This is a genomic window from Tsukamurella hominis (genome assembly GCF_965137015.1).
GTDB classification, from domain to species: Bacteria; Actinomycetota; Actinomycetes; order Mycobacteriales; family Mycobacteriaceae; genus Tsukamurella; species Tsukamurella hominis.
This window is the reverse complement of sequence record NZ_CBCRZG010000001.1, coordinates 473761-497882: the sequence shown is the minus strand read 5'-3', so window position 1 is coordinate 497882 and position 24122 is coordinate 473761. Positions and strand designations below refer to the sequence as shown.

The 24122-nt window shown below is 71.5% G+C and carries 21 protein-coding genes; 11 read left to right on the top strand and 10 right to left on the bottom strand.

All coding sequences use genetic code 11. The features are described from left to right. The first annotated feature begins 1 nt into the window (after position 1). Positions 2-1216, top strand: a complete 1215-nt coding sequence (locus ACM9LD_RS02410) for a Gfo/Idh/MocA family protein (protein ID WP_415675195.1) — start codon at positions 2-4, stop codon at positions 1214-1216. A gap of 35 nt (positions 1217-1251) precedes the next feature. Continuing rightward, positions 1252-2280, top strand: coding sequence for a sugar phosphate isomerase/epimerase family protein (locus tag ACM9LD_RS02405; RefSeq protein WP_415675194.1), 1029 nt, complete (start codon positions 1252-1254; stop codon positions 2278-2280). A 47-nt stretch (positions 2281-2327) separates the two neighbouring features. On the opposite strand, the gene ACM9LD_RS02400 is transcribed toward ACM9LD_RS02405, so the two are convergent. Further along, the gene (locus ACM9LD_RS02400; RefSeq protein ID WP_415675193.1) at positions 2328-3503 is read right to left on the bottom strand and encodes a Gfo/Idh/MocA family protein; all 1176 of its coding nucleotides are present in this window, start codon (positions 3501-3503) and stop codon (positions 2328-2330) included. A 160-nt stretch (positions 3504-3663) separates the two neighbouring features. On the opposite strand from ACM9LD_RS02400, the gene ACM9LD_RS02395 reads away from it, so the two are divergent. Both ACM9LD_RS02395 and ACM9LD_RS02390 read left to right on the top strand, forming a co-directional pair. Then, positions 3664-5118: a sugar porter family MFS transporter gene (locus tag ACM9LD_RS02395; RefSeq protein ID WP_415675192.1), complete on the top strand. Its 1455-nt coding sequence runs from the start codon at positions 3664-3666 to the stop codon at positions 5116-5118. Between the two features lie 28 nt (positions 5119-5146). Beyond that, positions 5147-5500, top strand: a complete 354-nt coding sequence (locus ACM9LD_RS02390; protein ID WP_415675191.1) for a universal stress protein — start codon at positions 5147-5149, stop codon at positions 5498-5500. Positions 5501-5521: 21 nt separating this feature from the next. On the opposite strand, the gene ACM9LD_RS02385 is transcribed toward ACM9LD_RS02390, so the two are convergent. Further along, complete coding sequence (locus ACM9LD_RS02385) at positions 5522-6295, bottom strand: fumarylacetoacetate hydrolase family protein (RefSeq protein ID WP_415675190.1); 774 nt, start codon at positions 6293-6295, stop codon at positions 5522-5524. Positions 6296-6385: 90 nt separating this feature from the next. On the opposite strand from ACM9LD_RS02385, the gene ACM9LD_RS02380 reads away from it, so the two are divergent. Continuing rightward, positions 6386-7606 carry an MFS transporter gene (locus tag ACM9LD_RS02380; RefSeq protein WP_415675189.1) on the top strand — a complete coding sequence of 407 codons (1221 nt, stop codon included), beginning with the start codon at positions 6386-6388 and terminating at the stop codon, positions 7604-7606. A 53-nt stretch (positions 7607-7659) separates the two neighbouring features. Here ACM9LD_RS02380 and ACM9LD_RS02375 read toward each other — a convergent pair whose 3' ends face one another. From ACM9LD_RS02375 to ACM9LD_RS02365, 3 genes are read right to left on the bottom strand one after another with little or no spacing between them, the layout of a single operon-like run. After that, on the bottom strand, positions 7660-8679 hold the full coding sequence (locus ACM9LD_RS02375) for a 3-isopropylmalate dehydrogenase (RefSeq protein ID WP_415675188.1): 1020 nt from the start codon (positions 8677-8679) through the stop codon (positions 7660-7662). After that, positions 8676-10262: a phosphoglycerate dehydrogenase gene (serA, locus tag ACM9LD_RS02370; protein WP_415675187.1), complete on the bottom strand. Its 1587-nt coding sequence runs from the start codon at positions 10260-10262 to the stop codon at positions 8676-8678. Before serA ends, ACM9LD_RS02375 begins: the two co-directional genes overlap by 4 nt. A gap of 13 nt (positions 10263-10275) precedes the next feature. Next, positions 10276-11730, bottom strand: a complete 1455-nt coding sequence (locus ACM9LD_RS02365; RefSeq protein ID WP_415675238.1) for an MFS transporter — start codon at positions 11728-11730, stop codon at positions 10276-10278. Between the two features lie 135 nt (positions 11731-11865). Here ACM9LD_RS02365 and ACM9LD_RS02360 point away from each other — a divergent pair, with 135 nt between their 5' ends. Together ACM9LD_RS02360 and ACM9LD_RS02355 are read left to right on the top strand one after the other, a co-directional pair. Next, entirely contained in the window at positions 11866-13086 is a 1221-nt protein-coding gene (locus tag ACM9LD_RS02360; protein ID WP_415675186.1) for an LLM class flavin-dependent oxidoreductase, read from the top strand. Positions 13087-13095: 9 nt separating this feature from the next. After that, on the top strand, positions 13096-14460 hold the full coding sequence (locus ACM9LD_RS02355; protein ID WP_415675185.1) for an NtaA/DmoA family FMN-dependent monooxygenase: 1365 nt from the start codon (positions 13096-13098) through the stop codon (positions 14458-14460). Here the strand turns inward: ACM9LD_RS02355 and ACM9LD_RS02350 are convergent. Beyond that, the gene (locus ACM9LD_RS02350) at positions 14457-15677 is read right to left on the bottom strand and encodes a helix-turn-helix domain-containing protein (protein WP_415675184.1); all 1221 of its coding nucleotides are present in this window, start codon (positions 15675-15677) and stop codon (positions 14457-14459) included. The two genes, ACM9LD_RS02355 and ACM9LD_RS02350, sit on opposite strands and share 4 nt — an antisense overlap. Positions 15678-15825: 148 nt before the next feature. Here ACM9LD_RS02350 and ACM9LD_RS02345 point away from each other — a divergent pair, with 148 nt between their 5' ends. The 4 genes from ACM9LD_RS02345 to ACM9LD_RS02330 are packed head-to-tail and all read left to right on the top strand — an operon-like array spanning position 15826 to position 20891. Next, positions 15826-17298: a class I adenylate-forming enzyme family protein gene (locus tag ACM9LD_RS02345; protein ID WP_415675183.1), complete on the top strand. Its 1473-nt coding sequence runs from the start codon at positions 15826-15828 to the stop codon at positions 17296-17298. Between the two features lie 24 nt (positions 17299-17322). After that, the gene (locus ACM9LD_RS02340) at positions 17323-19107 is read left to right on the top strand and encodes a DUF3556 domain-containing protein (protein ID WP_415675182.1); all 1785 of its coding nucleotides are present in this window, start codon (positions 17323-17325) and stop codon (positions 19105-19107) included. Beyond that, positions 19104-20516 (top strand): phytoene desaturase family protein, encoded by a 1413-nt coding sequence (locus tag ACM9LD_RS02335; RefSeq protein ID WP_415675181.1) that lies wholly within the window; start codon positions 19104-19106, stop codon positions 20514-20516. Before ACM9LD_RS02340 ends, ACM9LD_RS02335 begins: the two co-directional genes overlap by 4 nt. A 51-nt stretch (positions 20517-20567) precedes the next feature. After that, positions 20568-20891: a hypothetical protein gene (locus tag ACM9LD_RS02330; RefSeq protein ID WP_415675180.1), complete on the top strand. Its 324-nt coding sequence runs from the start codon at positions 20568-20570 to the stop codon at positions 20889-20891. 20 nt (positions 20892-20911) lie between these two features. Here ACM9LD_RS02330 and ACM9LD_RS02325 read toward each other — a convergent pair whose 3' ends face one another. The 4 genes from ACM9LD_RS02325 to ilvC all read right to left on the bottom strand — a co-directional run bounded on the left by ACM9LD_RS02325 (position 20912) and on the right by ilvC (position 24116). Then, positions 20912-21919 (bottom strand): AurF N-oxygenase family protein, encoded by a 1008-nt coding sequence (locus ACM9LD_RS02325; RefSeq protein WP_415675237.1) that lies wholly within the window; start codon positions 21917-21919, stop codon positions 20912-20914. Positions 21920-22017: 98 nt separating this feature from the next. Further along, positions 22018-22386, bottom strand: coding sequence for a DoxX family protein (locus tag ACM9LD_RS02320; protein ID WP_415675179.1), 369 nt, complete (start codon positions 22384-22386; stop codon positions 22018-22020). Continuing rightward, entirely contained in the window at positions 22383-22982 is a 600-nt protein-coding gene (locus ACM9LD_RS02315; RefSeq protein ID WP_415675178.1) for a TetR/AcrR family transcriptional regulator, read from the bottom strand. The genes ACM9LD_RS02320 and ACM9LD_RS02315 overlap by 4 nt, the downstream gene beginning before the upstream one ends. An 87-nt stretch (positions 22983-23069) precedes the next feature. Further along, a complete protein-coding gene (gene ilvC, locus ACM9LD_RS02310) occupies positions 23070-24116 on the bottom strand; it encodes a ketol-acid reductoisomerase (RefSeq protein ID WP_415675236.1) in 1047 nt (348 codons plus the stop codon). Positions 24117-24122 lie beyond the last annotated feature (6 nt).

Genomic DNA, 24122 nt, shown 5'->3' with positions numbered 1-24122 from the left:
CATGAGCGGGAACAGCATCGGCGTTGCCGTGATCGGCGCCGGCATGGCGGGCAAGGCGCACGCCGCGGGCTACCGAGCCGCCACCGCCGTCTACGGCCCCGGACTGCCCGACGTGCGGCTGGTCTCCGTCGCCGACGCGTACGCGCCGCTGGCGCACGACACCGCCCGCCGGTTCGGCTTCGAGCGGCACGACGCCTCCTGGCAGGCGATCGCCGCCGCCGACGACATCGACGTGGTGAGCGTCGTCGTGGCCAACGCCCTGCACCGCGAGATCGTCGAATCCCTCCTGGCCGCCGGCAAGCACGTGCTCTGCGAGAAGCCGCTCTCGGACACCCTCGCCGACGCCCGCGGGATGGTGGCCGCGGCGGACGCCGCGGCCGAGCGCGGCGTGCTCGGCCGGATCGGCCTGACCTACCTGCGCTCGCCCGGCATCGCCCTGCTCGGCGACCTGGTGCGCAGCGGCCGCCTCGGCCGGCTCATCAACTTCGACGGCGCGTACTGGACCGACTACGCCTGCGATCCCGACGGCCCCATCAGCTGGCGCTTCAAGGGCCCCGCCGGCTCGGGTGCGCTCGCCGACGTCGGCAGCCACCTCACCTACATCGCGGAGCTCGTCGGCGGCCCCGTCTCCACCGTGCGCGGCGCGACGCTGCACACCGCGTTCCCGACCCGACCGAAGCCGCTGGGCCGCGTGATCGGCCACGAGCACGGCGCCGTCAGCGACGAGCGCGGCACCGTCGAGAACGACGACGTGGCGGGCTTCTTCGTCGACTTCGCCGGCGGCGGGACCGGGGCGCTGCAGGTCTCCCGCGTCGCCGCGGGGCACCCCAACACCCTGAAGTTCGAGGTCTTCTGCGAGCGCGGATCGGCGGCGTTCGACTTCCGCACCCCGGGCCGGGTCCAGGTCCTGTTCACCGACGAGGGCCCCGTGTTCGGCGGCCCGCGCACGGTGACGCTCGGCCCCGACCACCCGTACTGGCGCGGCGGCCTCGCGATGGACGCGCCCGGCGTGGGGATCGGCCAGAACGACGGCTTCGTCTTCCAGGCCCGCGCGATGCTCGAGGAGGTCGCAGGCCTGCCGGTGGACGAATCGCTGCCGCGGAACGCCGACTTCGCCGACGGCCTGCACAACATGGAACTCATCGACGCCGTCGCCCGGTCCGCCGTGGCCGGCGGCGCGCCGGTCGACGTGCCGTCCCTCCTCCCCCAGTCCTGATCACCCCAGTCCCGACCAACTCCGACGGAGCCTCCATGAAACTCGGCCTGTACAACGCCATCTACCACGACCGCCCGCTGCCCGACGCGCTCCGCGCGATCGCCGCGGTGGGCCTGACCGGTATCGAGCTCAACACCGGCGGCTTCCTGCCGCCGGTGCACGTGCCGAACATCGCCGACATCCTCGTCAGCGACGCGGCCCGCGACGACTACCTCGGGATCTTCGAGGGCACCGGCGTCGCCATCGCCGGCCTCAACTGCAACGGCAACCCGCTGCATCCGAACCGCGCGATCGGCGGCAAGCACGCCGACGACATCCGCCGCTCGATCCGGCTCGCGGCCCGCCTGGGCCAGGACCGCCTCGTCACCATGTCCGGCCTGCCCGGCGGCGACCCCGGCGCACTGCACCAGAACTGGGTGGTCAACGCCTGGAACTCCGCCGCGCTGGACGTCCTGGACCACCAGTGGGAGATCGCCGCCGACTTCTGGCGCGAGACCGACCGCATCGCCCGCGACCACGGCGTCAAGGTCGCGCTCGAGCTGCACCCGCAGAACCTCGTCTTCAACAGCGCGACCGTGCACGAGCTGGTCGAGCGGACCGGCTCGACGCACCTCGGCGTGGAGCTCGACGCCTCACACCTGTTCTGGCAGCAGATGGATCCGGTGGCAGTGGTCCGCCACCTCGGCGGCCTGGTCGTGCACGCCGCCGCGAAGGACGTGCGCATCAACCCGGAGTACGCGGCGCTGAACGGGGTGCTGGACAACTCGTTCCGCCGCCTGGGGCCCGACGAGGCCCGCACCAACCTGGGCGGCGACGAGTGGGCCAACGAGTGGCCGACGGAGTCCGCGTGGGACTTCGTCGCGCTGGGCAAGGGCCACGACGTCGCGTATTGGACCGAGTTCCTGCGCGCCCTGCACGACGTGGATCCGGACATGCTCGTCAACATCGAGCACGAGGACACCGAGCTGGGACGGGAGGAGGGCGTCGCCGTCGCGGCGGAGGTCCTGCTCGCCGCCGACGCCGCCCTGACAGAATCCCTGCTCGCGGAGTCCGCGAGCGCATGACGGACGACGGTGCCGGCGGTCCGCCGGCACCGTCTCCGCGCGTGGGCCTACGCGAGCGTCACCCAGCGCCCCTCGTCGACCGAGCGGGTCATGGCGTCCAGCGCGCGGGCGCTGCGCACGGCGTCCAGGGCCGTCGCCCCTTCCGGGACGCCCGTGACGATGGAACGCAGGAAGTGCTGGGCCTCGATCACCTTGAGGTCGTCGTAGCCCATGGGATTCGCCGCGCCGGGCTGGAAGGCGGCGTAGTCGCCGCTGCCGGGCCCGACGTGCACCGTCGACACCGGCTGGTCCTGGAAGGAATCGCCGAGCGACGCCTCGAGTTCGCCCATGCGCCGGTAGTCCCAGCGCACCATGCCCGACGTGCCGTGGATCTCGAAGCCGTAGGAGTTCTGCTCCCCCACCGCGACCCGGCTCGCCTCGAGAACGCAGCGCGCCCCGGACGTCAGGCGCAGCTGCGCCGACAGGTAGTCCTCGTTCTCGACGGGGCCCCGCACGCCCGAGGTGGCGAGCTGGTGTCCCGACGTGGCGCCCGTCGGCTCCGACCGCTCGGGGATGAAGATCGCCGTGTCGGCGACCAGCGCGTCGATGTCTCCGAGCAGGTAGGAGACCAGGTCCACGCCGTGCGAGCCGAGGTCGCCGAGGACGCCGTTGCCGCCGCGGTCCCGCTGGTAACGCCACGTGAGGGCACCGTCGGGATGGGCGGCGTAGTCGCTGAACAACCGGAACCGCGCGTGCGTGACGCTGCCGAGCCGGCCGTCGGCGATCATGGCCCGGGCCGCCTGCACCGCGGGGGCGTTGCGGTAGTTGAAGCCGACGGCGGTGCGGCGATCATTGCGAGCGGCGGCCTCCGCGACCGCGGCCGCGTCGGCCTCGGTCAGGCCGACGGGCTTCTCGATCCACAGATGCTTGCCGGCGTCGAGCACGGCCGTGCCGATCTCGCGATGCAGGAAGTTGGGCACCGTCACCGAGACGGCGTCGATCGACGGATCGCCGAGGACGTCGCGCCAGTCGCTGTACGCGGAGTCCGCCCCGAACCGGGCGGCGAAGGCCTCCGCGCGCCCGGGGACGTCGTCCGCCACCGCGGCGAGGACGGGCACCGCGACACCGTCCGGGTAGTGGTGCGGCACACGGGCGTACGCCTGCGCGTGCACCCGGCCCATCCAGCCCATGCCGATCACGGCCACCCGCACCGGGGTCGGATCCTGCTGCGTACCGTCGTGCATCGTGTGCCACCTCCGTCGTATCCAGCCGTGCGAACGGTGTCAGGATGCCACAGCCCGAAAGTCATGTCATGACATTCTTTCAATCTTGCCGAACTACTTGTCAAACCGGTTCGGCGTCTGCTGTGATGTTCCTCACGCGGACAGCGGGAAGGACTCGAGAATGACGCACGGAAGCACCAGCACGCCGGAGGGCGGAACGGCCCTGCCTCCCCTGAGGCCCGGCCCCCACCAGCGGCGGATGGACCTGGTGGCGGTCGTCGCGACCTTCGGCGGGCTGCTCTTCGGCTACGACACCGGCGTGCTCAACGGTGCGCTGGAGCCGATGAAGCACGACCTGGGACTGACCACGACGACCGAGGGCCTGGTGGTCAGCACCCTGCTCATCGGGGCCGCCGTCGGCGCGCTGGTCTGCGGCCGGCTCGCCGACGCCATCGGGCGCCGGAAGACCATGATCATCCTCGCGGTCGTCTTCTTCGTCGGCACGCTCGGCGCCGTCTTCGCGAACGACCTGGCGGTGATGCTGCCGGCCCGGTTCGTCCTCGGCCTCGCGGTCGGCGGCGCCTCGGTCGTCGTCCCCGTCTACCTGTCGGAACTGGCGCCCACGGAGCGGCGCGGCACCCTCGGGGGCCGCAACGAGCTGGCGATCGTCGTCGGCCAGTTGCTGGCCTTCGTGATCAACGCGATCATCGCCCGCGTGTGGCCGCCGCTCACCGACGCCAACCCGGACGGCCATCCCGGGGTGTGGCGGATCATGCTCGCGGTGTGCGCCGTGCCCGCCGTCTTCCTGTTCCTCGGCATGCTGCGGATGCCGGAATCGCCCCGCTGGTACATCTCGAAGGGGCGTGACGCCGAGGCGCTCGCCGTGCTCATGCAGGTCCGCACCGAGGACCGCGCGCGGGCCGAGATGGCGGAGGTCGAGGTGCTCGCCCGCGAAGAGGAGGTCGCCCAGACCGGCGGCTGGGCCGACCTGGCGATCCCGTGGGTCCGCCGCATCATGCTCGCCGCCGTGATCCTCGCGATCGCCCAGCAGCTCACCGGCATCAACTCGGTGATGTACTACGGGACCGAGATGCTCAAGACCGCCGGCTTCAGCGACAGCGCGGCGCCGATCGCGAACATCTTCATGGGTGTCTCCGCCGTCATCGGCAGCGCGGTCTGCCTGTTCTTCCTCATCGACCGTGTCCCCCGTCGCACGCTCATCATCGCGGGCATGATCGGCGTGACCGTCTGCCACGGCCTCACCGTGCTGTCGGCGCTGATCCTGCCCGAGGGCAAGGTGCAGGCCTACGCCGTCCTGATCTTCGTCGCCCTGTTCGTCCTCGCCATGCAGACGGCGCTCAACGTGCCCGTGTGGGTGTGCCTGTCCGAGCTCTTCCCGTTGCGGCTGCGCGGCTTCGGCATGGGCCTGTCGGTGCTGGTCCTGTGGCTGACGAACGCCCTCGTCGGGCAGCTCTTCCCCACGCTGATCAAGGTCGGTGGCATCGTGGGTACCTACGGAACGTTCTTCGTGGTGTGCGCACTGTTCGGATTCCTGATCTACAAGACCCTGCCCAACACGAGCGGCCGTTCGCTGGAGGACTTGGAGGAGTCCTTCTCCCGCGGCGACTTCCGCTGACCGGATCGTTCTCGACACGAGGAGCATCATGACCATCATCGTCGCGGTCCCCGGCACCACCGAAGGCCCCGTCGCCCTGCGCGCCGGCATCGAGGAGGCGAAGTCCCTCGGCACCGATCTCGTGGCCGTCAATCTCGGCATAGCCAAGCTCGACGTCTCGGGCTTCGACGGCGAGGTGCCGATCACCGTCGTCGAGCGGACGGGGCGCGGCGACCGCGACCCCGTCGACGCCGTGCTCGACGAGATCGACGAGCGCGGCGCGACCCGCCTGGTGATCGCGGTCCGCCGCCGCTCGCTGGTGAGCAAGGCCGTTCTCGGCAGCGTCAGTCAGCGGCTGATCCTGAACTCGCCGATCCCCGTGCTCGCCGTCAAGGCCGATTGAGTCAAGGCCGACCGAACGGCGTCAGCGGTCCTCGGCGAGGCTGGTGAGCGTGCCGATCCCCTCGACGGTGACGGCCACGTGCTGGCCCGCGGTGATGGGACCGACGCCCTCCGGCGTGCCGGTGAGGATCACGTCGCCGGGGAGCAGCGTCATCACCGAGGAGATCCACTCGACGATGTCGCCGATGGAGTGGATCATCAGCGAGGTGCGGGAGTCCTGCTTGATCTGGCCGTCGAGCTCGGTGTAGATCCTCGCGTCCGACGGGTCGAACTCCGTCTCGATCCAGGGACCGAGCGGGCAGAAGGTGTCGTAGCCCTTACCGCGGGTCCACTGGCCGTCGTGGCGCTGCTGATCGCGTGCCGTGACGTCGTTCGCCACCGTGTAGCCGAGGATGACGTCCTTCGCGCGAGCCGCGGGGACGTCCCGACAGGGCTGGCCGATGACCACGGCGAGCTCGCCCTCGTAGTCCACCTGCTCGGAGCTGCGCGGCAGCTTGATCGGCGCCAGCGGGCCGATGATCGAGGTGTTGGGCTTGATGAAGATCACGGGGTCCTTGGGCGCCTCGCCGCCCATCTCCGCCGCGTGCGCCGCGTAGTTCTTGCCGATGCAGACCACCTTGCTGGCGAGGATCGGCGCGAGCAGGCGCACGTCGTCGAGCGCCCAGCTGCGACCGGTGAACTCCGGTGTGCCGAAAGGATGCTCGGAGATCTCGCGGGCCCGGGCACCGCCCTCCGGGTCACCCTCGATGGCCGCGAACGCGACCCCGTCACTGCTGGCGATTCGTGCAAGGCGCATGCCGCGAGCCTACCGTTCGACTCCGATACTTCGATCCACTAGGCTTCGTCTCAGATAGTAAGCATGCCGTCTCACTAGTTGGGAGTCGCGATGGAGATGTCCGCCGCCCGCCGCTGGTGGATCCTGGTGGTCTCGATGACCGCCGCGATCACCACCACCGCCGCCGTGAACTGCACCGCGTTCCTCCTCCCCCAGCTCATCCAGGACGGCCTGAGCCCGCAGCGCGCGGGGCTGTTCGCGGCCGCCGCGCCCGCCGGCCTGCTGCTCACGACGATCCTGTGGGGCGCGATGATCGACCGCTACGGCGAGCGCCGCGTCCTGCTGATCAGCATGGCCGGCGCCGTGGCCGGGCTGGCGGCCGCGGTCGCGGCGTTCGCGGCGCACGCCCCGCTGTCCCTCGTGGCCGTCGCGCTCTTCGTCTCGTCGGCCATGGCGGCGAGCGGGAACGGCGCGAGCGGCCGCATCGTGGTCGGCTGGTTCCCGGCGTCCAGCCGCGGGACGGCGATGGGGATCCGGCAGACCTCGCAGCCCCTGGGCATCGCGCTGCTGTCCCTGACGATGCCACTGCTGGCGAGCCGCGCCGGGCTCACCGCCGCGATGCTCGTCCCGCTCGTCATCGCGGTGGTCTCCGTAGCGCTGGTGTGGGCGTTCATCGTCGATCCGCCCCGGCCCGAGACCGGCCCCGCGGCCGCGGACGCCCGGTCGAACCCCTACCGCGAGGACTCCTTCCTCGCCCGCATCCACGCGGTCTCCCTGCTCCTGGTGCTGCCGCAGGGCGCGATCTGGACCTGGGGCATCACCTGGCTGATCGTGGGACTGCACTGGGCGCCGGCGACCGCGGGGCTCCTGATCTCGGCGAGCCAGCTGCTCGGTGCGGCCGGGCGGATCCTGGCGGGCGCGTGGTCGGATCGGCTGGGCTCACGGACCGCGCCCATCAAGTGGATCGCCCTCGCCGCCGCGGCGTCGATGGCCGGGCTCGGCGCGCTCGCCGCGCTCGGCTCGCCCGTCGCGGTCGTCGTCCTGCTGATCGCCTCGGTGGTCACCGTCGCCGACAACGGCCTGGCCTTCACGGCGATAGCCGAGAAGGCGGGACCGTTCTACAGCGGGCGCGCCCTCGGGATCCAGAACACGGGGCAGTTCGTCGCCACGACCGCGGCCGGGCCGATCCTGGGCGCCCTGATCCACGCGACGAGCTTCGGCGCCGCCTTCGCCCTCGTGGCCCTGGCCCCGCTGCTCGCCTACCCGCTCGTCCCCTCCGATGCGAAGCGCGCGGACGTGCCGGAGGAAGCACCGTCGCTACCCCTGAAATGACTCAACAGCGTTAGCCCGAACCACGGGCTAACGCTGTTGAGTGGGAGATGTGCCTACGCGCTGAGGGCGGCGGCGATGCGGTCGCCGACCTCGACGGTGCGGATCGGGGCGTCGCCGCGGGCGGCGAGGTCGGCCGTCACGGCGGCCTCGATGCGCTGCGCGCCGTCCTCGTTCCCGAGGTGCCGCAGGAGCATCGCGGCCGACAGGATCGCCGCGGTGGGATCAGCGACGCCCTGGCCGACGATGTCGGGGGCGCTGCCGTGCACGGGCTCGAACATCGACGGGTTGGTGCCCGTCGCATCGATGTTGCCCGACGCGGCGAGGCCGATGCCGCCGGAGATCGCGCCGGCCTCGTCGGTGAGGATGTCGCCGAAGAGGTTGTCCGTGACGATGACGTCGAACCGCGACGGATCCGTGACCAGATAGATCGTCGCGGCGTCGATGTGGCTGTAATCCACGGCGACGTCGGGGAACTCGGTCGCCACCTCGTCGACGGTGCGCTGCCACAGCGAGCCGCCGAAGACGAGCACGTTGGTCTTGTGCACCAGCGTCAACTTCTTCCGCCGGGTGCGCGCCAGCTCGAAGGCGAAGCGCACCACGCGCTCCGCGCCGAATCGGGTGTTGACCGACGTCTCGTTGGCGACCTCCTGCGGGGTGCCGACGCGGATCGCGCCGCCGTTGCCGGTGTACGCGCCCTCGGTGCCCTCACGGACCACGACGAAGTCGATCTCGCCCGGGTTCTTCAGCGGCGACTCGACGCCCGGGAAGAGCTTCGACGGGCGCAGGTTCACGTGGTGATCCAGCGCGAACCGCATCTTCAGCAGCAGGCCGCGTTCGAGCACGCCCGGCGGGACCTTGCGCGGATCGCCGATGGCGCCCAGCAGGATCGCGTCGTGCTCGCGCAGCGACGCCAGGTCCTCGTCGGTGAGCAGCTCGCCGTTGCGCTCGTAGCGGCGCGCGCCCAGGTCGTACTCGGTGGTCTCGATCTCGCCGACCACCGCGCGCAGCACCTTGAGCGCCTCCGCCGTCACCTCGGGGCCGATACCGTCCCCACCGATCACCGCGAGCTTCACGACAGGTCCACCTGCGCGATCGTGGTGGCGGCGACCGCGTCGGCGATCGACTGCTGCACCGCGGCCGGGACGGGCTGGCTGACGCGCAGCAGCACCGTCGCGCCCGAGCCCTCGGCGTCCTGGCTGAGAGCGGCGGCCTGGATGTCGATGCCGGCGTCGCCCAGCAGCGTGCCGATCTTGCCCAGCGAGCCCGGCTGATCGCCGTAGGCGATGAACAGGTTCAGGCCCTCGGCGCGCAGGTCGAAGTTGCGGCCGTTGATGTTGGTGACCTTCTCGACGCGGCCCAGGCCCGACAGGGTGCCCGCGACGTTCTGGACGGTGCCGTCGCCGTACACGGCGCGCACGTCGACCAGGCTGCGGTGGTTGGGGCTCTCCGAGACCTTCTCCAGCTCGACGGTGACGCCGCGCTCCTCCGCGAGGGCGGGGGCGTTGACGAAGGTAACGGCGTCCTCGATGACGGCCGAGAACAGGCCGCGCAGCGCCGAGAGCTGCAGGATGTCGACGTTCTCGCTGGCCAGCTCGCCGCGGACGGTGACACCGATCTTCTCCGGCAGCTGCCCGGGCAGGCCGCCCAGCAGGACGCCCAGCTTGCGGGTGAGCTCGAGCCAGGGCGCGACCTCCTCGTCGACGGCGCCGCCCTTGACGTTGACGGCGTCCGGGACGAACTCGCCGGCCAGGGCCAGGCGGACGCTCTTGGCGACGTCGGTGCCGGCGCGGTCCTGGGCCTCCGAGGTCGAGGCGCCGAGGTGCGGGGTCACGACGACCTGCGGGAGCTCGAACAGCGGGCTGTCGGTGCAGGGCTCGGTCTCGAAGACGTCGAGGCCGGCGCCGAAGACGTGGCCCGAGGTGATGGCGTCCGCGAGGGCCTGCTCATCGATGAGGCCGCCGCGGGCCGCGTTGACGATGACGACGCCCTTCTTGGTGCGGGCGAGCGCCTCACGGCCGATCAGGCCCTTGGTCTCGGGGGTCTTCGGGAGGTGCACCGAGATGAAGTCGGCGCGCTCGAGCAGCTCGTCCAGCGTGAGCAGCTCGATGCCGAGCTGCGCGGCGCGGGCCGGGCTGACGTAGGGGTCGTACGCCACGATCTTGGTCTCGAAGGCGGCGAGGCGCTGCGCGACGAGCTGGCCGATGCGGCCCATGCCGACGACGCCGACGGTCTTGCCCAGGATCTCGACGCCGTTGAAGGCGCTGCGCTTCCAGGTGTGCTCGCGCAGGGTCTTGTCCGCGGCGGGGATCTGGCGGGCGGTGGCGAGCATCAGCGCGACGGCGTGCTCGGCCGCGGTGTGGATGTTCGACGTGGGCGCGTTGACCACGAGGACGCCGCGCTCGGTGGCGGCGGGCACGTCCACGTTGTCGAGGCCGACGCCGGCGCGGGCGACGATCTTGAGCTTGGTGGCGGCGGCGAGGACCTCCGCGTCGACGGTGGTCGCGGACCGCACGAGCAGCGCGTCGGCCTCGGGGACCGCGGCGAGCAGCGCGGGGCGGTCGGGGCCGTCGACCCACTTCACCTCGACGTCGTCACCGAGCGCCTCCACTGTCGACGGTGCCAGCTTGTCGGCGATCAATACCACGGGACGGGTCACTTGCGCTCCTCATTCACGGTGCCGGTTGCACCGTCAGCTTAGTGACCTGGTGCTCGGCGGATGTCCGGCGGGTCGCGCGGCGCCGGGCATCGAGCACCGCGCAGCCGATACCCGCCACGAACAGGGCGAGGCACAGCCCCAGCGCGAGAACCAGTCCGCCGGTCCCGTGCGGTCGTGCGAGGTACAGGCCCGACGTGGCGGTCAGTGCCACTGTCGCCGACAGCCGCTGCACCAGTTGGAGGAACCCCGCCGCCACGCCGTTCGCCCCGGGCGGGGCGTACTCCAGGGTCAGGGCGCGGTTGGGGGCGTCGACGAGGCCCGACGCCACGCCCGAGGCGGTGGACAGGGCCGCGACCGCGATCAGCACGCCCGGGCCGCTGAGCAGGTCGACCGCGCTCACGTAACCCACGACGACCAGGGCCTCGCCGACCAGCGCCCAGACGACGGTCGCGCGGCCGAAGCGGGCCGCGACCCGCCACCCGATCCCGGACGACGCCGCCATGGCGAGGCCGCCGCCCACGAGCACCAGGGCCGCCTGCAGCGCGCTGAGCCGCTGCCGCTCGATGAGGTACATCGTGAGGACGGTGTTCACGGACAGCGCGGCACCGAAGTAGAAGGTCGCCACGCCGGCACCGAGGGTGAAGCCGCGCGAGGCCAGCAGTTCGGGGACGAGCACCGGCACTCCCCCGCCGCGCGCGTAGCCGCGCTCCCAGCGCAGCAGGAGCACGACGATCGCTCCGGCCGCGATCACGCAGGCACCGGTGCCCGCCGCCCCGAGCCGGGCGACGAGGGGGACCAGCACCAGCAGTACCGCGGCGGCCAGCAGCGCGAGTCCGACGACGTCGAACCGGGCCGCCCCGCGCGGCGCACCGTCGCGCCGCAGGAACACCGCGGCGCCCACCAGCGCGAGCACCCCGAACGGGACGGTGAGCGCGAGCGCCCACCGCCAGCCGGTCTCCTCCCCCGCCAGGCCGAGCACCAGGCCCCCGGTCACCGGCCCGGCCACGCCCGCCAGCCCGATCGCCACGCCGTAGGCGGCGAGCGCGCGGGCCCGGAGCACCCCGGTGAACCGATCGGCGATGATGCCCAGTACCTGCGAGCTGATGACGCCCGCGGCGACGCCCTGCAGCAGGCGGGCGGCCACGACCTGCCAGGCCCCGTCCGCGAGGGCGGAGACCAGCGCCGACGACGCGAACACCGCGACCCCACCGAGGAACAGCCTGCGCCGGCCCAGCACGTCGCCGAGCCGGCCCGCCGGCACCAGCGCCAGTCCGAAACCGAGCGAGTACGCGGCGAGCACCCATTGCGTCTGCCCGGCGGTGGCGTGGAGCTGCGCGCGCAGCGCCGGGAGCGCGATGGCCACCGCGCCCGAGTCGAGCAGCGTCGCGAATCCCGCGAGGCAGCACACCAGCACCTCCCACTGGTCGCCGCCCCGTGGCCCCGGCGCCGCGGATCCGCGGATTCGCATCGTCTCCACGACGAATGCAAACCCGTGGCGGCCGTGGACATTTCCCCCGGATCGGGATGATCCGAATCGTTGACGCCGAACGGGTGCGGGACGAACGTGAGTGTCCAGATCCGACGACCACGAGACGGGAACCACATGGCGCAGAACGCATCCTCCTCCGCGGACCGGCCGACGGGAGGGACGCCGGAGCTGCATCTCGGCGTCGCGCTGGACGGCGCGGGATGGCACCCGGCCGCCTGGCGCGAGCCCGCCGCGCGGCCGCGGGAACTCGGGTCGGCGGAGTACTGGACCGACCTCGCGACCGAGGCCGAGACCGGGCTGCTCGACTTCGTCTCGATCGAGGACGCCCTACGCGTACCGTCGCACGACGTCGGCCGGGTCCGCAGCCGCATCGACGCGCACCTCATCGCCGCGCTGATCGCCCCGTCGACCTCCCACATCGGCCTGATACCGACCGTGACGACCACGCACACCGAGCCCTTCCACGTCTCCACCGCGATCGCGACGCTCGACTTCACCTCGCGCGGCCGCGCGGGCTGGCAGCCCCGGATCTCGCCGACCGCGGAGGAGGCGGCGCACTTCGGGCGCCGGACCATCACGGACCCGACGCCCGCCGAACTCGCCGGGTCGCAGCCGTCGTCGGCGCTGGTCGACCTGTTCGAGGAGGCCGTCGACGCCGTCGAGGTCGCCCGCCGCCTCTGGGACAGCTGGGAGGACGACGCGGAGATCCGCGACGTCGCGACGCGCCGCTTCATCGACCGGGACAAGCTGCACCGCGCGGACTTCTCCGGGCGCTTCTTCTCGGTCCGCGGGCCGTCGATCACGCCGCGACCGCCCCAGGGGCAGCCGGTGGTGGCGGCGCTGGGACACGCGCCGATTCCGTACGAGTTCGCCGCCCGCGCCGCCGACCTGTTGTTCGTGACCCCCACGCTCGCGGACGGGCCCGCCCCCGTCCTCGCTCTGGTCGACGACGCCGTGCGGCGCACGGGGCGCGACGGGGAGCGGCTGCGGGTGTACGGCGATGTGGTCGTGTTCCTCGACAGCGGAACCGAATCCGGCGCCGAGCGCCTGGCCCGGCTCGACGCGGCCGCCGGATCCGCTTTCACCTCCGACGCCGCGATCTTCACCGGCTCCGCGGACGACCTCGCCGACCTGCTCCTCGACTGGTCGGGCGCCGGCGTGGACGGGGTGCGCCTGCGCCCCGGCGCGCTGCCCGACGACCTCACCGCGATCGCCCGCCGCCTGGTCCCGGCGCTGCAGGCGCGCGGCCGATTCCGCGCGGAGTACCCCGACGGTCCGCTCCGCGCCCTGCTGGGCCTGCCGTCGACCGTCCCCAACCGCTACGCGACCGTCTGAGGAGACGCCATGAGCGAGAACAAGAAGCAGGTCATCCTGGGCGCCTACCTGGGCGGGGTGAACCACCACACGGCGTGGTGGCACCCGGACGCGGGAAGCCAGATCGACTTCAGCAGCTTCGAACACACGGCGCGCACCGCCGAGCGGGGCCGGTTCGACTTCTTCTTCCTCGCCGAGGGCCTGATCCTGCGCGAGCGCGCCGGGCAGGTCTTCGACCAGGACATCATCGGACGCCCCGACACCTTCACGGTGCTCGCATCGCTGGCCGCCGTCACGCGGCACCTGGGCCTCGCCGGCACCATCAACGCGACGTTCAACGAGCCCTACGAGCTGGCACGCCGGTTCGCGAGCCTCGACCAGCTCTCCGGCGGCCGCGCCGCGTGGAACGTGGTCACCTCGTTCGACGCCTTCACCGGCCAGAACTTCCGACGCGGCGGCTTCCTGGACCCGGCCGACCGATACGTGCGCGCCGAGGAGACCCTCAACGCCGTCCGTACGCTGTGGGACAGCTGGGCGGGCGACGAGCCCCTGGCGGACAAGGCGAGCGGTCGGTTCGTCACCGACCCGAACAGCGGCGACTTCGACATCCGCGGCGAACAGTTCGACATCGAGGGCACGTTCACCGTGCCGCGCAGCCCGCAGGGCCGCCCGGTGGTCCTGCAGGCCGGTGTCTCGCCGCAGGGCCGGCAGTTCGCGGCCGCGAACGCCGACGCGATCTTCTCCCCCTACGGCAAGCTCCCCGAGGCCGCGGACTTCTACCGCGACATCAAGTCCCGCGCGGTGGCCGCGGGCCGCGACGCCGACGACATCAAGATCCTGCCCTCCGCGAGCTTCGTCCTCGGCGACACCCCGGCGGAGGCCGCCGAGAAGCACCGCGACGTGGTGCACGGCCAGGTGACCGGGCAGACCGCACTGATCCTCCTGGAACAGATCTGGAATCGCGACCTGTCGGACGTCGATCCCGACGGGCCGGTGCCCGCCATCGATCCCGATCCCGAGGCGCCGCCGATCATCCAGGGCCGCGCCTTCGTCCACCAGGACCGGTTCGCGACGGCGCAGCGCCTCCGCGAGGTCGGCGAAGCGAAGAAGCTGTCGCTGCGCGAGGTGGTGATCGACCAGTTCGAGCGCGGGCCGCTGATCGGAACGCCGGAGCAGGTCGCCGCGCAGATCGACGATTTCGTCCAGCAGGACGGATCCGACGGCTTCATCCTCGGCTCGCACCTGGTGCCGACCGGGCTCGACGAGTTCGTCGATCGCGTCGTGCCGCTGCTGCAGGACCGCGGGGTCCTGCGGGCCGACTACACCGAGGCGAGCACGCTGCGCGACAACCTGGGGCTCCCGGTGCCGCACCGCCGACTGCAGGCGCGCGCCTAGGCCGCTCCGAAGATCCGGCGCACTGCGAGCGCCACCTCGACGTCGAGCCGGTCGTCGCCGATCTCTCGGCCCCTGCGTTGCACCGCCCGGCGCACCCGGTACTTCACCGAGTTGGCGTGGAGGAGCTGCTGCTCTGCGGTGGCTTTGAAGCTTCCTCCGGTGCGCAGGAAGATCTCGAGCGTGCTGCGCAGGCGTTCGTCGGCGGCGGACGCCCCGGTCAGGTCCCCGAGCACGCCGTCAGCCCAGGCCCGCGCCGCGGGGACGTCGTGTGCGACAAGGGCCGCCAGGCCGACCCCGGGATCCGTCGCGACGAGCAGCCGCGCGTCCGTCGCGTCGGCGACCCGCCGCACCTCGCGCGCCGCCCGGTTCGTCGCGCGGAAGCCCTCGAGTCCGTCGCGCGGCGGCCCGAACACGACGCGCGGCGCGTCCGGATCGGTGGCGGCGTACGCCCGGGCGGCGGCGATCGCCGCGTCGCCGTCGGCGACCGGCAGCCAAGCCCAGGCGGTGAGCCGGTCGACCGCGACCGTGAGCGGCGGCGCGGCGGCGCCCGCCGCGGCCCCGAGCTCGCGGAGGAAGCGCTCGATCCGCTCGACCTCGTCGACGCCCTCCGAGTACCAGACGACCATCCCGATGTGGGTGGCACGCAGGGGGTACCGGATGCTCGCGGACGCCGCGGCCACGCTCGGCACCTCGCCGTCCAGCACCTCGAGGACGCGCACGGTCCGCGCACCACTGCGCGCGTCCACCCACGCCGCCCGCTCGGCCTCGTACTCGTCGAGCACGCGCCGGGTGACGACGTCGTTGTAGTCGAAGGACCAGCCGACGAGCCAGCGCATGGCCGCCTCGCGCAGCTCCTGCCCCGCCTCGGGGTCCGCGTCCAGCGCCTCGCCGATGAGCGCGATCATCGTCTGCTGCCCCAGGTAGTAGGCGCGCACGAGGGAGGTCGCGGCCATGCCGCGCTGCGCCACCCGGCGCGGGTACTCGAGGGCGGCGAGCGGGACCTCGATCCGCTGCACGGGCACGTCGAGGACGACGGCGTGGGTGACGTTCTCGACGTTGGCCTCGACGCTCGCGGCCAGGGAGCCGAAGATCGCGTCGTCGGCGCGCAGGTCGGGAAGGTCGGCCGCGATCCGCTCCGTCATGGCGTCGGACACCGCGCGACGCGACGCCGCGCCCAGCACCCGGGCGATCAGCCTGCGCGGAGCGTCGGGGTCCATCGCCAAATCTTAGCGCGCATCACGGAATGATTCCGCGTGAATTCGTCCTCCGAAGACGAATTCTGCGTCATATCTCGTCGCCGCTGGACGATGTGACGGCGATCACTCCAGCCCTACCGTGGATGCACCCACCGGACTAGGAGCCACCGTGACCTACGACTTCACCACCTTCGCCCACCTGCCCGCGGTGCGCGTCGCCGCGGCCCCGCACGCGCCCGCGGTCGCCGACGACGCCGTCGACCTCGACAACGCCGCCTTCGAGGGTGCCGTGCGCAGCGCCGCCGCCGCCCTGCGCGCGGCCGGCGTCGGCCCCGGGGACGTGGTCGCGGTGAAGCTGCCCAACACGGCGCTGCTCGTGGTCACCCTGTTCGCGTCCTGGCACCTGGGCGCGGCCGCGACCCCGATCAACCCGTACCTCGCGCAGCCCGAGGTCGAGTATCAGGTGCAGGACGCGGGCGCGGCGGTCCTGGTCACCGATGCCGGCGCGCCGGCGGGAGTCGCGGTGATCGCCGCGGACGCGCTGCTCGGACACGCGCCCGACACCGCGGAGCCGGTCGCGGCACCGTCGGACCTCGCGCTGCTGATCTACACCTCCGGCACCACGGGGCGCCCGAAGGGCGTGATGCTCGACCACGCGAACCTGGTCGCGATGAGCGAGATGTCCTCCGCGGCATTCGACTTCGACGCCGATGACCACAGCCTGCTGATCCTGCCGCTGTTCCACGTCAACGCCATCGTGGTCTCGACCCTCAACCCCCTGCGCGGCGGCGGCCGCGTGACCATCGCGGGCCGGTTCGACCCGCGCACCTTCTTCGACGTGCTCTCCGAGACCGGGGCGACGTACTTCTCCGCGGTGCCCACGATCTACACGATGCTGGCGGGACTGCCGCCCGAGGTGCGGCCGGACCTGTCGAAGGTCCGCTTCGGCGTGTGCGGGGCCGCGCCCGCGAGCCGGGAACTGTTGGAGGGCTTCGAGGCCCGCTTCGGCTTCCCCCTGATCGAGGGCTACGGCCTGTCCGAGTGCACCTGCGCCGCGACGTGCAACCCGCTCAACGGGGTGCGCAAGGTGGGCAGCGTGGGGGTGGCGCTGCCCGGCCAGCGGATCCGGATCGCCGGGCCCGACGGTGCCGACGTCCCCGTCGGCGAGCCGGGCGAGGTGCTGCTCGCGGGCCCGAACATCATGCGAGGCTACCTCGGCCGTCCCGAGGAGACCGCGAAAACGATCGTCGACGGCTGGCTGCACACCGGCGACGTCGGCGTCCTCGACGAGGACGGCTACCTCCGCCTCGTGGACCGCGCGAAGGACATGATCATCCGCGGCGGGGAGAACATCTACCCCAAGGAGATCGAGACCGCCGTGTACGGCGTGACCGGCGTCGCCGAGGCCGCGGTGATCGGCCGGCCGGACGCCAAGTACGGCGAACTGCCCGTGCTCTACGTCTCCGCCGCACCCGGCGTGCGGCTCGACGTCGACGCCATCGCGGAGCACGCCCGCGCGCAGCTCGCGAAGTACAAGCAGCCCGTCGCGATCACCGTGCTCGACGCGCTGCCGAAGAACCCCGTCGGCAAGATCGACAAGCCCTCCCTGCGTCGCCTCGACGCCGCCGCCCCGACCGCCTGACCCCTCCCCGGAAGGACATCTGTCATGGGATTCATGAAACCCGACCTCCCCGAGGTCGATCCGGCGGAGTTCATCACCCGCCCGCTCCAGGACCGCCTCCGCTTCGCCACCCAGCGCTGGGTGGACCACGGCTTCGGCACGCAGAAGGTCGCCTTCGTCATCTACGTCGTGAAGCTGCTGGTGCTGTACGCCTTCGGCGGCGTGCTCTTCGCCACCGCCACCTCGGGCCTGCACTTCTGGGAGGTGTCGACCTGGTGGAACCAGCCCATCGTGTACCAGAAGCTGGTGCTGTGGACCACCCTGCTCGAGGCCGTCGGCGTCGCCGGGGCGTGGGGCCCGCTGACCTTCAAGATCAAGCCGATGACCGGTGGAATCCGGTTCTGGGCCCGCACGGGAACGATCCGGCTGCGCCCCTACACCTGGGTCCCGGGCACCGCCGGGACCCGGCGGACCACGCTCGACGTCGGCCTGTACGGGCTGTTGCTCGCCTCGCTGGTGCTGGGCGTCGCGCTCCCCGGCGTGATCGTGACCGACTCGTCGCCGTACGAGCTGGTGGCGCCCTGGCTGATGATCGCTCCCGTCGCCCTGCTGATCCTGATCGGCCTGCGGGACAAGACGATCTTCCTGGCCGCGCGCGGCGAGCAGTACATGCCCGCGCTGATCATGTTCGGGTTGCTGCCGCTCCTGTCCTTCGCCACGATGATCGTCGGGCTCAAGCTGCTCATCGTGGTGGTCTGGGTCGGCGCTGGGATGTCGAAGATCGGCAAGCACTTCATCAACGTCATCCCGGTGATGGTGTCCAACTCGCCGTGCATGCCCTTCAAGGGCCTCCGGCGCGCCCACTACCGCAACGCCCCGCACGACCTGCTGCCGTCGCGGCTCGCCCGGTTCATGGCCGAGGGGCTCGGCACCTTCGTGGAGATCGTCGCGCCGCTCATCCTGTTGTTCTCCATGAACCGGACCGTGACCGTGGTCTGCGCCGTGTTCATGGTGTGCTACCACCTCTTCATCATCTCCACCTTCCCGCTGGCGGTCCCGCTGGAGTGGAACCTGCTCTTCGCGTACACCGCGTTGTTCCTGTTCGTCGGGTTCCCCGCGCAGGACGGCTATTCGGTGCTCGACATGTCCCCGTCGTGGCTGATCCTGGTCGTCCTCGCCGCCCTCCTCTTCTTCCCCGTGCTGGGCAACATCCGGCCCGACAAGGTCTCCTTCCTGCCCTCGCTCCGGCAGTACGCCGGCAACTGGGCGACCGGCATGTGGGCGTTCGCGCCCGGCGCCGAGGAGAAGCTGAACCGCGTCCAGCGGCAGACGACCAACACCGTCGACCAGTTCGTCGCGACCGGGGTTCCGCGGGAGTGGGCCGAGACGCTCATGAACATGGGCCTCGGCTGGCGGGCGATGCACAGCAACGGCCGCGGCCTGTTCTCGACGCTCCTGAGCCACGTGCCCGACGTCGAGCAACGCACCCTCCGCGAGGGCGAGCTGGTGTGCAACACCCTGATCGGCTTCAACTTCGGCGACGGCCATCTCCACGACGAGACGCTGATCGCGGCGGTGCAGGAGCAGGCGGGCTTCGAACCCGGCGAGCTGATCGTGGTCTGGGCCGAGTCGCAGCCGATCACCCGCTTCAGTCAGGACTTCAAGATCATCGACGCCGCGCTGGGCGTGGTGGCGCGCGGCCGGTGGAGCGTGACGGAGTGCGTGACGACGCAGCCCTGGCTGCCGGACGGTCCCGTCGCCTGCGAGATCACCTGGTCAGCGGACCACGACCGCTTCCCGCTCGGCACCGGGCTAGGCTCGCGGGCATGACCACCGGCACCGTCGTCGGCGGTGGGCCCAACGGGCTCGCCGCCGCGATCACCCTGGCCCGCGCGGGCGTCGAGACGACCCTGATGGAGGCCGGCGACACCGTCGGCGGCGGCCTGCGCTCGTTCGAGGCGATCGTGCCCGGCCTGATCCACGACCACTGCGCGGCGATCCATCCCATGGCCGTCGGGTCGCCGTTCCTCGCCACGGTCGACCTCGCTCGGCACGGGTTGCGCTGGCGCTCCGCCGAGCTCGAATGCGTGCACCCGCTCGACGACGGGACGGCGGGGGTGCTGCGGCGCACCGTCGGGGACACTGCCGAGGGTTTGGGGCCCGACGGTGCGGCCTGGCGGGCCCTGTTCGGCCGGCCGGTCAAGAACTTCGACAAGATCGGACCGTCGATGCTGGGTCCGCTGCTGCGCGTGCCGCGACACCCGGTGGCGCTGGCCGGATTCGGTGCGCCCACTCCCCTGCCCGCCGCCGCGCTCGCCCGCGCCTTCCGCACCCCGCAGGCGCGGGGGCTGTGGGGCGGCGTGGCCGCGCACGCCTTCCGGCCCCTGCACGAGCCGATGAGCTCGGCGATCGGGAAGGGCATGCTCACGGCCGGCCACGCCTTCGGGTGGCAGGTGGCCGAGGGCGGCTCCGGAGCGATCGCCGCCGCCCTGCTCGCCGAGTTCGAGGACCTGGGCGGGCGCGTGGAGACCGGGGTGCGGGTGACCGCGGCGAACCTCCCCGCCGCCGACGTGACGCTGTTCGACCTCGATCCGCGCCAGGTGGCGGCAGTCCTCGGCGACCGCCTCCCGGCCCGGGTGCGCCGCGCCTTCGGGCGCTTCCGGTACGGGCCCGGCGCCTTCAAGGTGGACTTCGCCGTGGAGGGCGGCGTGCCGTGGACCAACCCGGACGCGCGCCGCTCCAGCACCGTGCACCTGGGCGGCGAGTTCGCGGAGATCGCTGCGACGGAGAAGGCGATCGCAGCCGGGCGAATGCCCGAGCGGCCCTTCGTCCTGGTGGGCCAGCAGTACCTCGCCGACCCGTCGCGGAGCGTCGGCGACGTCCACCCCGTCTGGTCCTACGCCCACGTGCCGAGCGGCTACGCCGGCGACGCCACCGAGGCGATCATCGCGCAGATCGAGCGCTTCGCCCCCGGCTTCCGGGAGCGCATCGTCGGCACCGCCGTGTGCTCGACGACGGAGATGTCGCGGTACAACGCCAACTTCGTCGGCGGCGACATCAACACGGGATCGAAGGACCCACTCCAGCTGGTGTTCGGGCCGCGGATCACCCTGCAGCCCTACGACCTCGGCGTGCCCGGGATGTACATCTGCTCCGCCGCAACGCCGCCCGGACCCGCCGCGCACGGCATGTGCGGATTCCACGCCGCGACGCGAGCGCTGGACCGGCTCGGCCGCTGAGCGCCCGAAGTCCCAACGATCGGGGCACCGTCGCCCCGGAACGGAGATCACATGACCGAGATCCTGCTGCTGGTGCGGTCCGCCGCCGCCTCGCCCGAGGTGGAGGACGAGTACAACGCCTGGTACGACCAGGTGCACGTGCCCCAGATCCTCGAGCGCGTACCGGGCGTCCTGTCCGCGCGGCGCTACCGCCTCGCCGACGCGCAGCTCGCGCCGGCGGACAAGCTTCCCGTCGCCTACCTGGCCGAGTACCGCATCGAGACCGACGATCCCGCGGCCTCGGCGGCCGCGCTCGGCGCGGCGCTCACGGACGGCACGCTCGACATGAGCCGGACCATCGCGCGGCCCGAGATCCTGTTCTACCGCCCGGTGTAGCGCTCCCCCGGCGAACCGGCCTACTGCGCGGCGTAGGCCGGTTCGCTGCGGAAGCGGGAGATGCGGCCGTCGATGCCGCAGATCCGCCACATGAGCTTGCTCAGCGGGTTCATGAGGCCGCACTTCTCGGCCATCATCCGCACGTCGCCGAAGACGTCGCGCTTCATCTGCTGCGACTCGTCCGAGCGCCAGAAGATGTCCTTCTTCACGGACCGCGGCACGTCGAAGGTCTCCCAGAACTCCTTGGGCGGCATCATGATCATCGTGACCATCACGCGCATCGTGATCGGCAGCATGAGGGAGAGCACGAGCCGCGGGAAGGCGCCGCGGGTGGGGATGCGGTGCTCGAGCAGCTGGTGCGCGAAGCCGATGTGGCGGGCCTCCTCGGCCACGTGGATCTGCATGATCGAGCTCATCGCCGGATGCTGCTCGGAACCCGAGCGGAGGAACTGCTTCTGCAGGTGGTCGATCGGCTCCTCGCCGCCGAGCACCATCATGTAGAAGTACAGCGGCGTCATGGTCGCGAAGAGCGGCACGATCGGCGAGATGCGGCGCAGGAACCAGCTTCCGCCGGGCACATCCATGCCCACGCGGTTGACGAACTCCTGGAACATCAGCGTGTGCTGGCACTCCTCCTTCGCCTCGTGGGTGGCGTAGCGGAACTCCGGCGAGTTGTTCGGCAGGGCCGCCGTGTACTGCATGATGCCGCGGATCAGCATGGACTCGAACTGCAGGCCCACCTTCGCGACGTTGGCCTGACGCCACATACCGATCTCGATCTGCTTCGCCAGCGGCTGCGCCTGATACCAGGGGTGGCGGCCGATCGGATCGAAGCGGGAGTCGCACACCCAGCGCGGATCGTCGGCGACGATCGCCAGCTCCGGGTCGTCCCAGTCGATGTCGAGGTACGGGTCGAAGTTCCGGCGCACCGACGCCTCGGAGAGGTCCGTCAGCGTCTGCTCGTACTCGGCCTGGCCGGGGAACGGGTTCCCCTGCGTGCGTCCCATGTGCGTGAGGGCCAGTCGCATCCACGTCTCGCTTCCGTCCGCAGCCATCGTCTTCGTGATAGCCGTTCGGGATCACCCTATCACTATCAATCAGCAGTGCTGGTTTCTTCGGCGACGAACTAGACGTAGGACACGATCAGCACGACGGCCGAGAAGCCGAGCATGCCGAGGCAGTTCACCCAGAACGTCGACCCCAGGAATCCCGCGCGGATGTGTGCGACCGCCGCGCACACGAAGTAGGCGACGACGCCGGCGTTGGCGGCGACCCCCACGCCCGGGTAGTACAGGCCGGCGATCAGCCCTCCGACCGCGACCAGCTTGATCACGACGAGGGTCCACCACCAGTCCCGCGGGAACCGGACACCGTCGAGGCAGTCGCGGATGAAGGCCGGCGGACGCAGGGACATCAGCGCGTCGCCGAGCAGCACGACGGCGAGCGCGACGGTGAGCCACGGCCAGTGCGGCGTGTCGATGAAACCGTTGGTCATTGCGGTGCTCCTTCTCCCAGGATCTGTCCGATCGCCTCGACGAGGCGCTCCGCCGCGACCTCCCGCGTGATCGCGCCGCCCGAGGTGGCGAACAGCAGGCCGATGTAGACGAAGTAGAGGGAGCGGGCCGCGGCGCCGGGGTCGGCACACCCCGCTGCAGCGAAGACCTGCTCGAAGTCGGCCTGCAGCTCGTCGCCGAGGTCGCCGAAGGTGCGGGAGCGGTGCCTGCCCCGCGCGAGGACGGCGGCGTACTCGCGGGAGAGGTCACCGTCGGCGTTGAAGTAGGTGACGAACGGCCGGACGACCTCGACGAGGCGCGCCGTCGCCTCCCCCGGCGTCAGCGACGGCAGCTCCGCCGCCGGCTCACGGTCGGCGTGCACGGCCGCGATCCAGTCGTCGACGATGGCGATGAGCAGCGCGTCCTTGTCGCCCACCCCCATCACGGTCCCGACGCTGACGCCGGCATCGGCGGCGATGCCGCGCACCGTCGTGCCCGCGAAGCCGTGCGCACGGAACGAACGATCGGCGGCGGCGAGTACCCGCGCCCGGGTGTCGGCCTTCGCCTCCGCCCTCGACTGAACGTGTTCATTGAACATGTTCAGTACCCTAGCGCGAGTCACCCGGACACACAAGAGCCCCGTCGACCTGGACGGTTCGACGGGGCTCCTGGCGTGCGGTGAGACTTAGGCGGTCTCGGTGATCGGGCGATCGACCCAGCTCATCAGGTCGCGCAGCTTCTTGCCGGTGACCTCGATCGGGTGCTCGGCGTTCTCCTTGCGGAGGGCCTCGAGCTCCTTGTTGCCGCCCTCGACGTTGGCGACGAGGCGCTTGACGAAGGTGCCGTCCTGGATGTCCGTGAGGATGTCCTGCATGCGCTTCTTGGTGTCGGCGTCGATGACGCGCGGGCCCGACAGGTAGCCGCCGAACTCCGCGGTGTCGGACACCGAGTAGTTCATGCGGGCGATGCCGCCCTCGTACATGAGGTCCACGATGAGCTTGAGCTCGTGCAGGCACTCGAAGTAGGCCATCTCGGGGGCGTAGCCCGCCTCGACCAGCACCTCGAAGCCCACCTTGACGAGCTCCTCGGTGCCGCCGCAGAGCACGGCCTGCTCACCGAAGAGATCCGTCTCGGTCTCCTCCTTGAACGTGGTCTTGATGACGCCGGCGCGGGCGCCACCGATCGCGGCGGCGTAGCTCAGGGCGAGCGCCTGGCCGTTGCCGGCCGGGTCCTGGTCCACGGCGATGAGGGCGGGGACGCCCTTGCCGTCGACGAACTGACGACGCACCAGGTGGCCGGGGCCCTTCGGGGCGACCATCGCGACGGTGACGTTGGCCGGGGCCTCGATCAGCTTGAAGTGGATGTTCAGGCCGTGGCCGAAGAACAGCGCGTCGCCGTCCTTGAGGTTCGGCTCGATGTCGGCCTTGAAGATCTCGGCCTGCGCGGTGTCGGGCGCGAGCAGCATGATCACGTCGGCCCACGCGGCGACCTCGGCGGGCGTGCCGACCGTCAGGCCCTGCTCCTCGGCCTTGGCGCGCGACTTCGAGCCCTCCTTGAGGCCGATCCGCACGTCGACGCCGGAGTCGCGCAGGCTCAGCGAGTGCGCGTGCCCCTGCGAGCCGTAGCCGATGACGGCGACCTTCTTGCCCTGGATGATGGAGAGGTCGGCGTCCTCGTCGTAGAACAGTTCGATTGCCACTGTGGTTCGGTGTCCCTTCTTGGTTTTCTGCAGTAGTGA

Bases quoted from the DNA above. Each gene is read 5' to 3' on its own strand.
- ACM9LD_RS02350 (WP_415675184.1), bottom strand. From the start codon at position 15,677: ATGGACCCCGACGCTCCGCGCAGGCTGATCGCCCGGGTGCTGGGCGCG.
- ACM9LD_RS02410 (WP_415675195.1), top strand. From the start codon at position 2: ATGAGCGGGAACAGCATCGGCGTTGCCGTGATCGGCGCCGGCATGGCG.
- ACM9LD_RS02405 (WP_415675194.1), top strand. From the start codon at position 1,252: ATGAAACTCGGCCTGTACAACGCCATCTACCACGACCGCCCGCTGCCC.
- ACM9LD_RS02335 (WP_415675181.1), top strand. From the start codon at position 19,104: ATGACCACCGGCACCGTCGTCGGCGGTGGGCCCAACGGGCTCGCCGCC.
- ACM9LD_RS02390 (WP_415675191.1), top strand. From the start codon at position 5,147: ATGACCATCATCGTCGCGGTCCCCGGCACCACCGAAGGCCCCGTCGCC.
- ACM9LD_RS02340 (WP_415675182.1), top strand. From the start codon at position 17,323: ATGGGATTCATGAAACCCGACCTCCCCGAGGTCGATCCGGCGGAGTTC.
- ACM9LD_RS02315 (WP_415675178.1), bottom strand. From the start codon at position 22,982: ATGTTCAATGAACACGTTCAGTCGAGGGCGGAGGCGAAGGCCGACACC.
- ACM9LD_RS02355 (WP_415675185.1), top strand. From the start codon at position 13,096: ATGAGCGAGAACAAGAAGCAGGTCATCCTGGGCGCCTACCTGGGCGGG.
- ACM9LD_RS02360 (WP_415675186.1), top strand. From the start codon at position 11,866: ATGGCGCAGAACGCATCCTCCTCCGCGGACCGGCCGACGGGAGGGACG.
- ACM9LD_RS02320 (WP_415675179.1), bottom strand. From the start codon at position 22,386: ATGACCAACGGTTTCATCGACACGCCGCACTGGCCGTGGCTCACCGTC.
- ACM9LD_RS02380 (WP_415675189.1), top strand. From the start codon at position 6,386: ATGGAGATGTCCGCCGCCCGCCGCTGGTGGATCCTGGTGGTCTCGATG.
- ACM9LD_RS02385 (WP_415675190.1), bottom strand. From the start codon at position 6,295: ATGCGCCTTGCACGAATCGCCAGCAGTGACGGGGTCGCGTTCGCGGCC.
- ACM9LD_RS02325 (WP_415675237.1), bottom strand. From the start codon at position 21,919: ATGCGACTGGCCCTCACGCACATGGGACGCACGCAGGGGAACCCGTTC.
- ACM9LD_RS02400 (WP_415675193.1), bottom strand. From the start codon at position 3,503: ATGCACGACGGTACGCAGCAGGATCCGACCCCGGTGCGGGTGGCCGTG.
- ACM9LD_RS02365 (WP_415675238.1), bottom strand. From the start codon at position 11,730: ATGCGAATCCGCGGATCCGCGGCGCCGGGGCCACGGGGCGGCGACCAG.
- ACM9LD_RS02330 (WP_415675180.1), top strand. From the start codon at position 20,568: ATGACCGAGATCCTGCTGCTGGTGCGGTCCGCCGCCGCCTCGCCCGAG.
- ACM9LD_RS02395 (WP_415675192.1), top strand. From the start codon at position 3,664: ATGACGCACGGAAGCACCAGCACGCCGGAGGGCGGAACGGCCCTGCCT.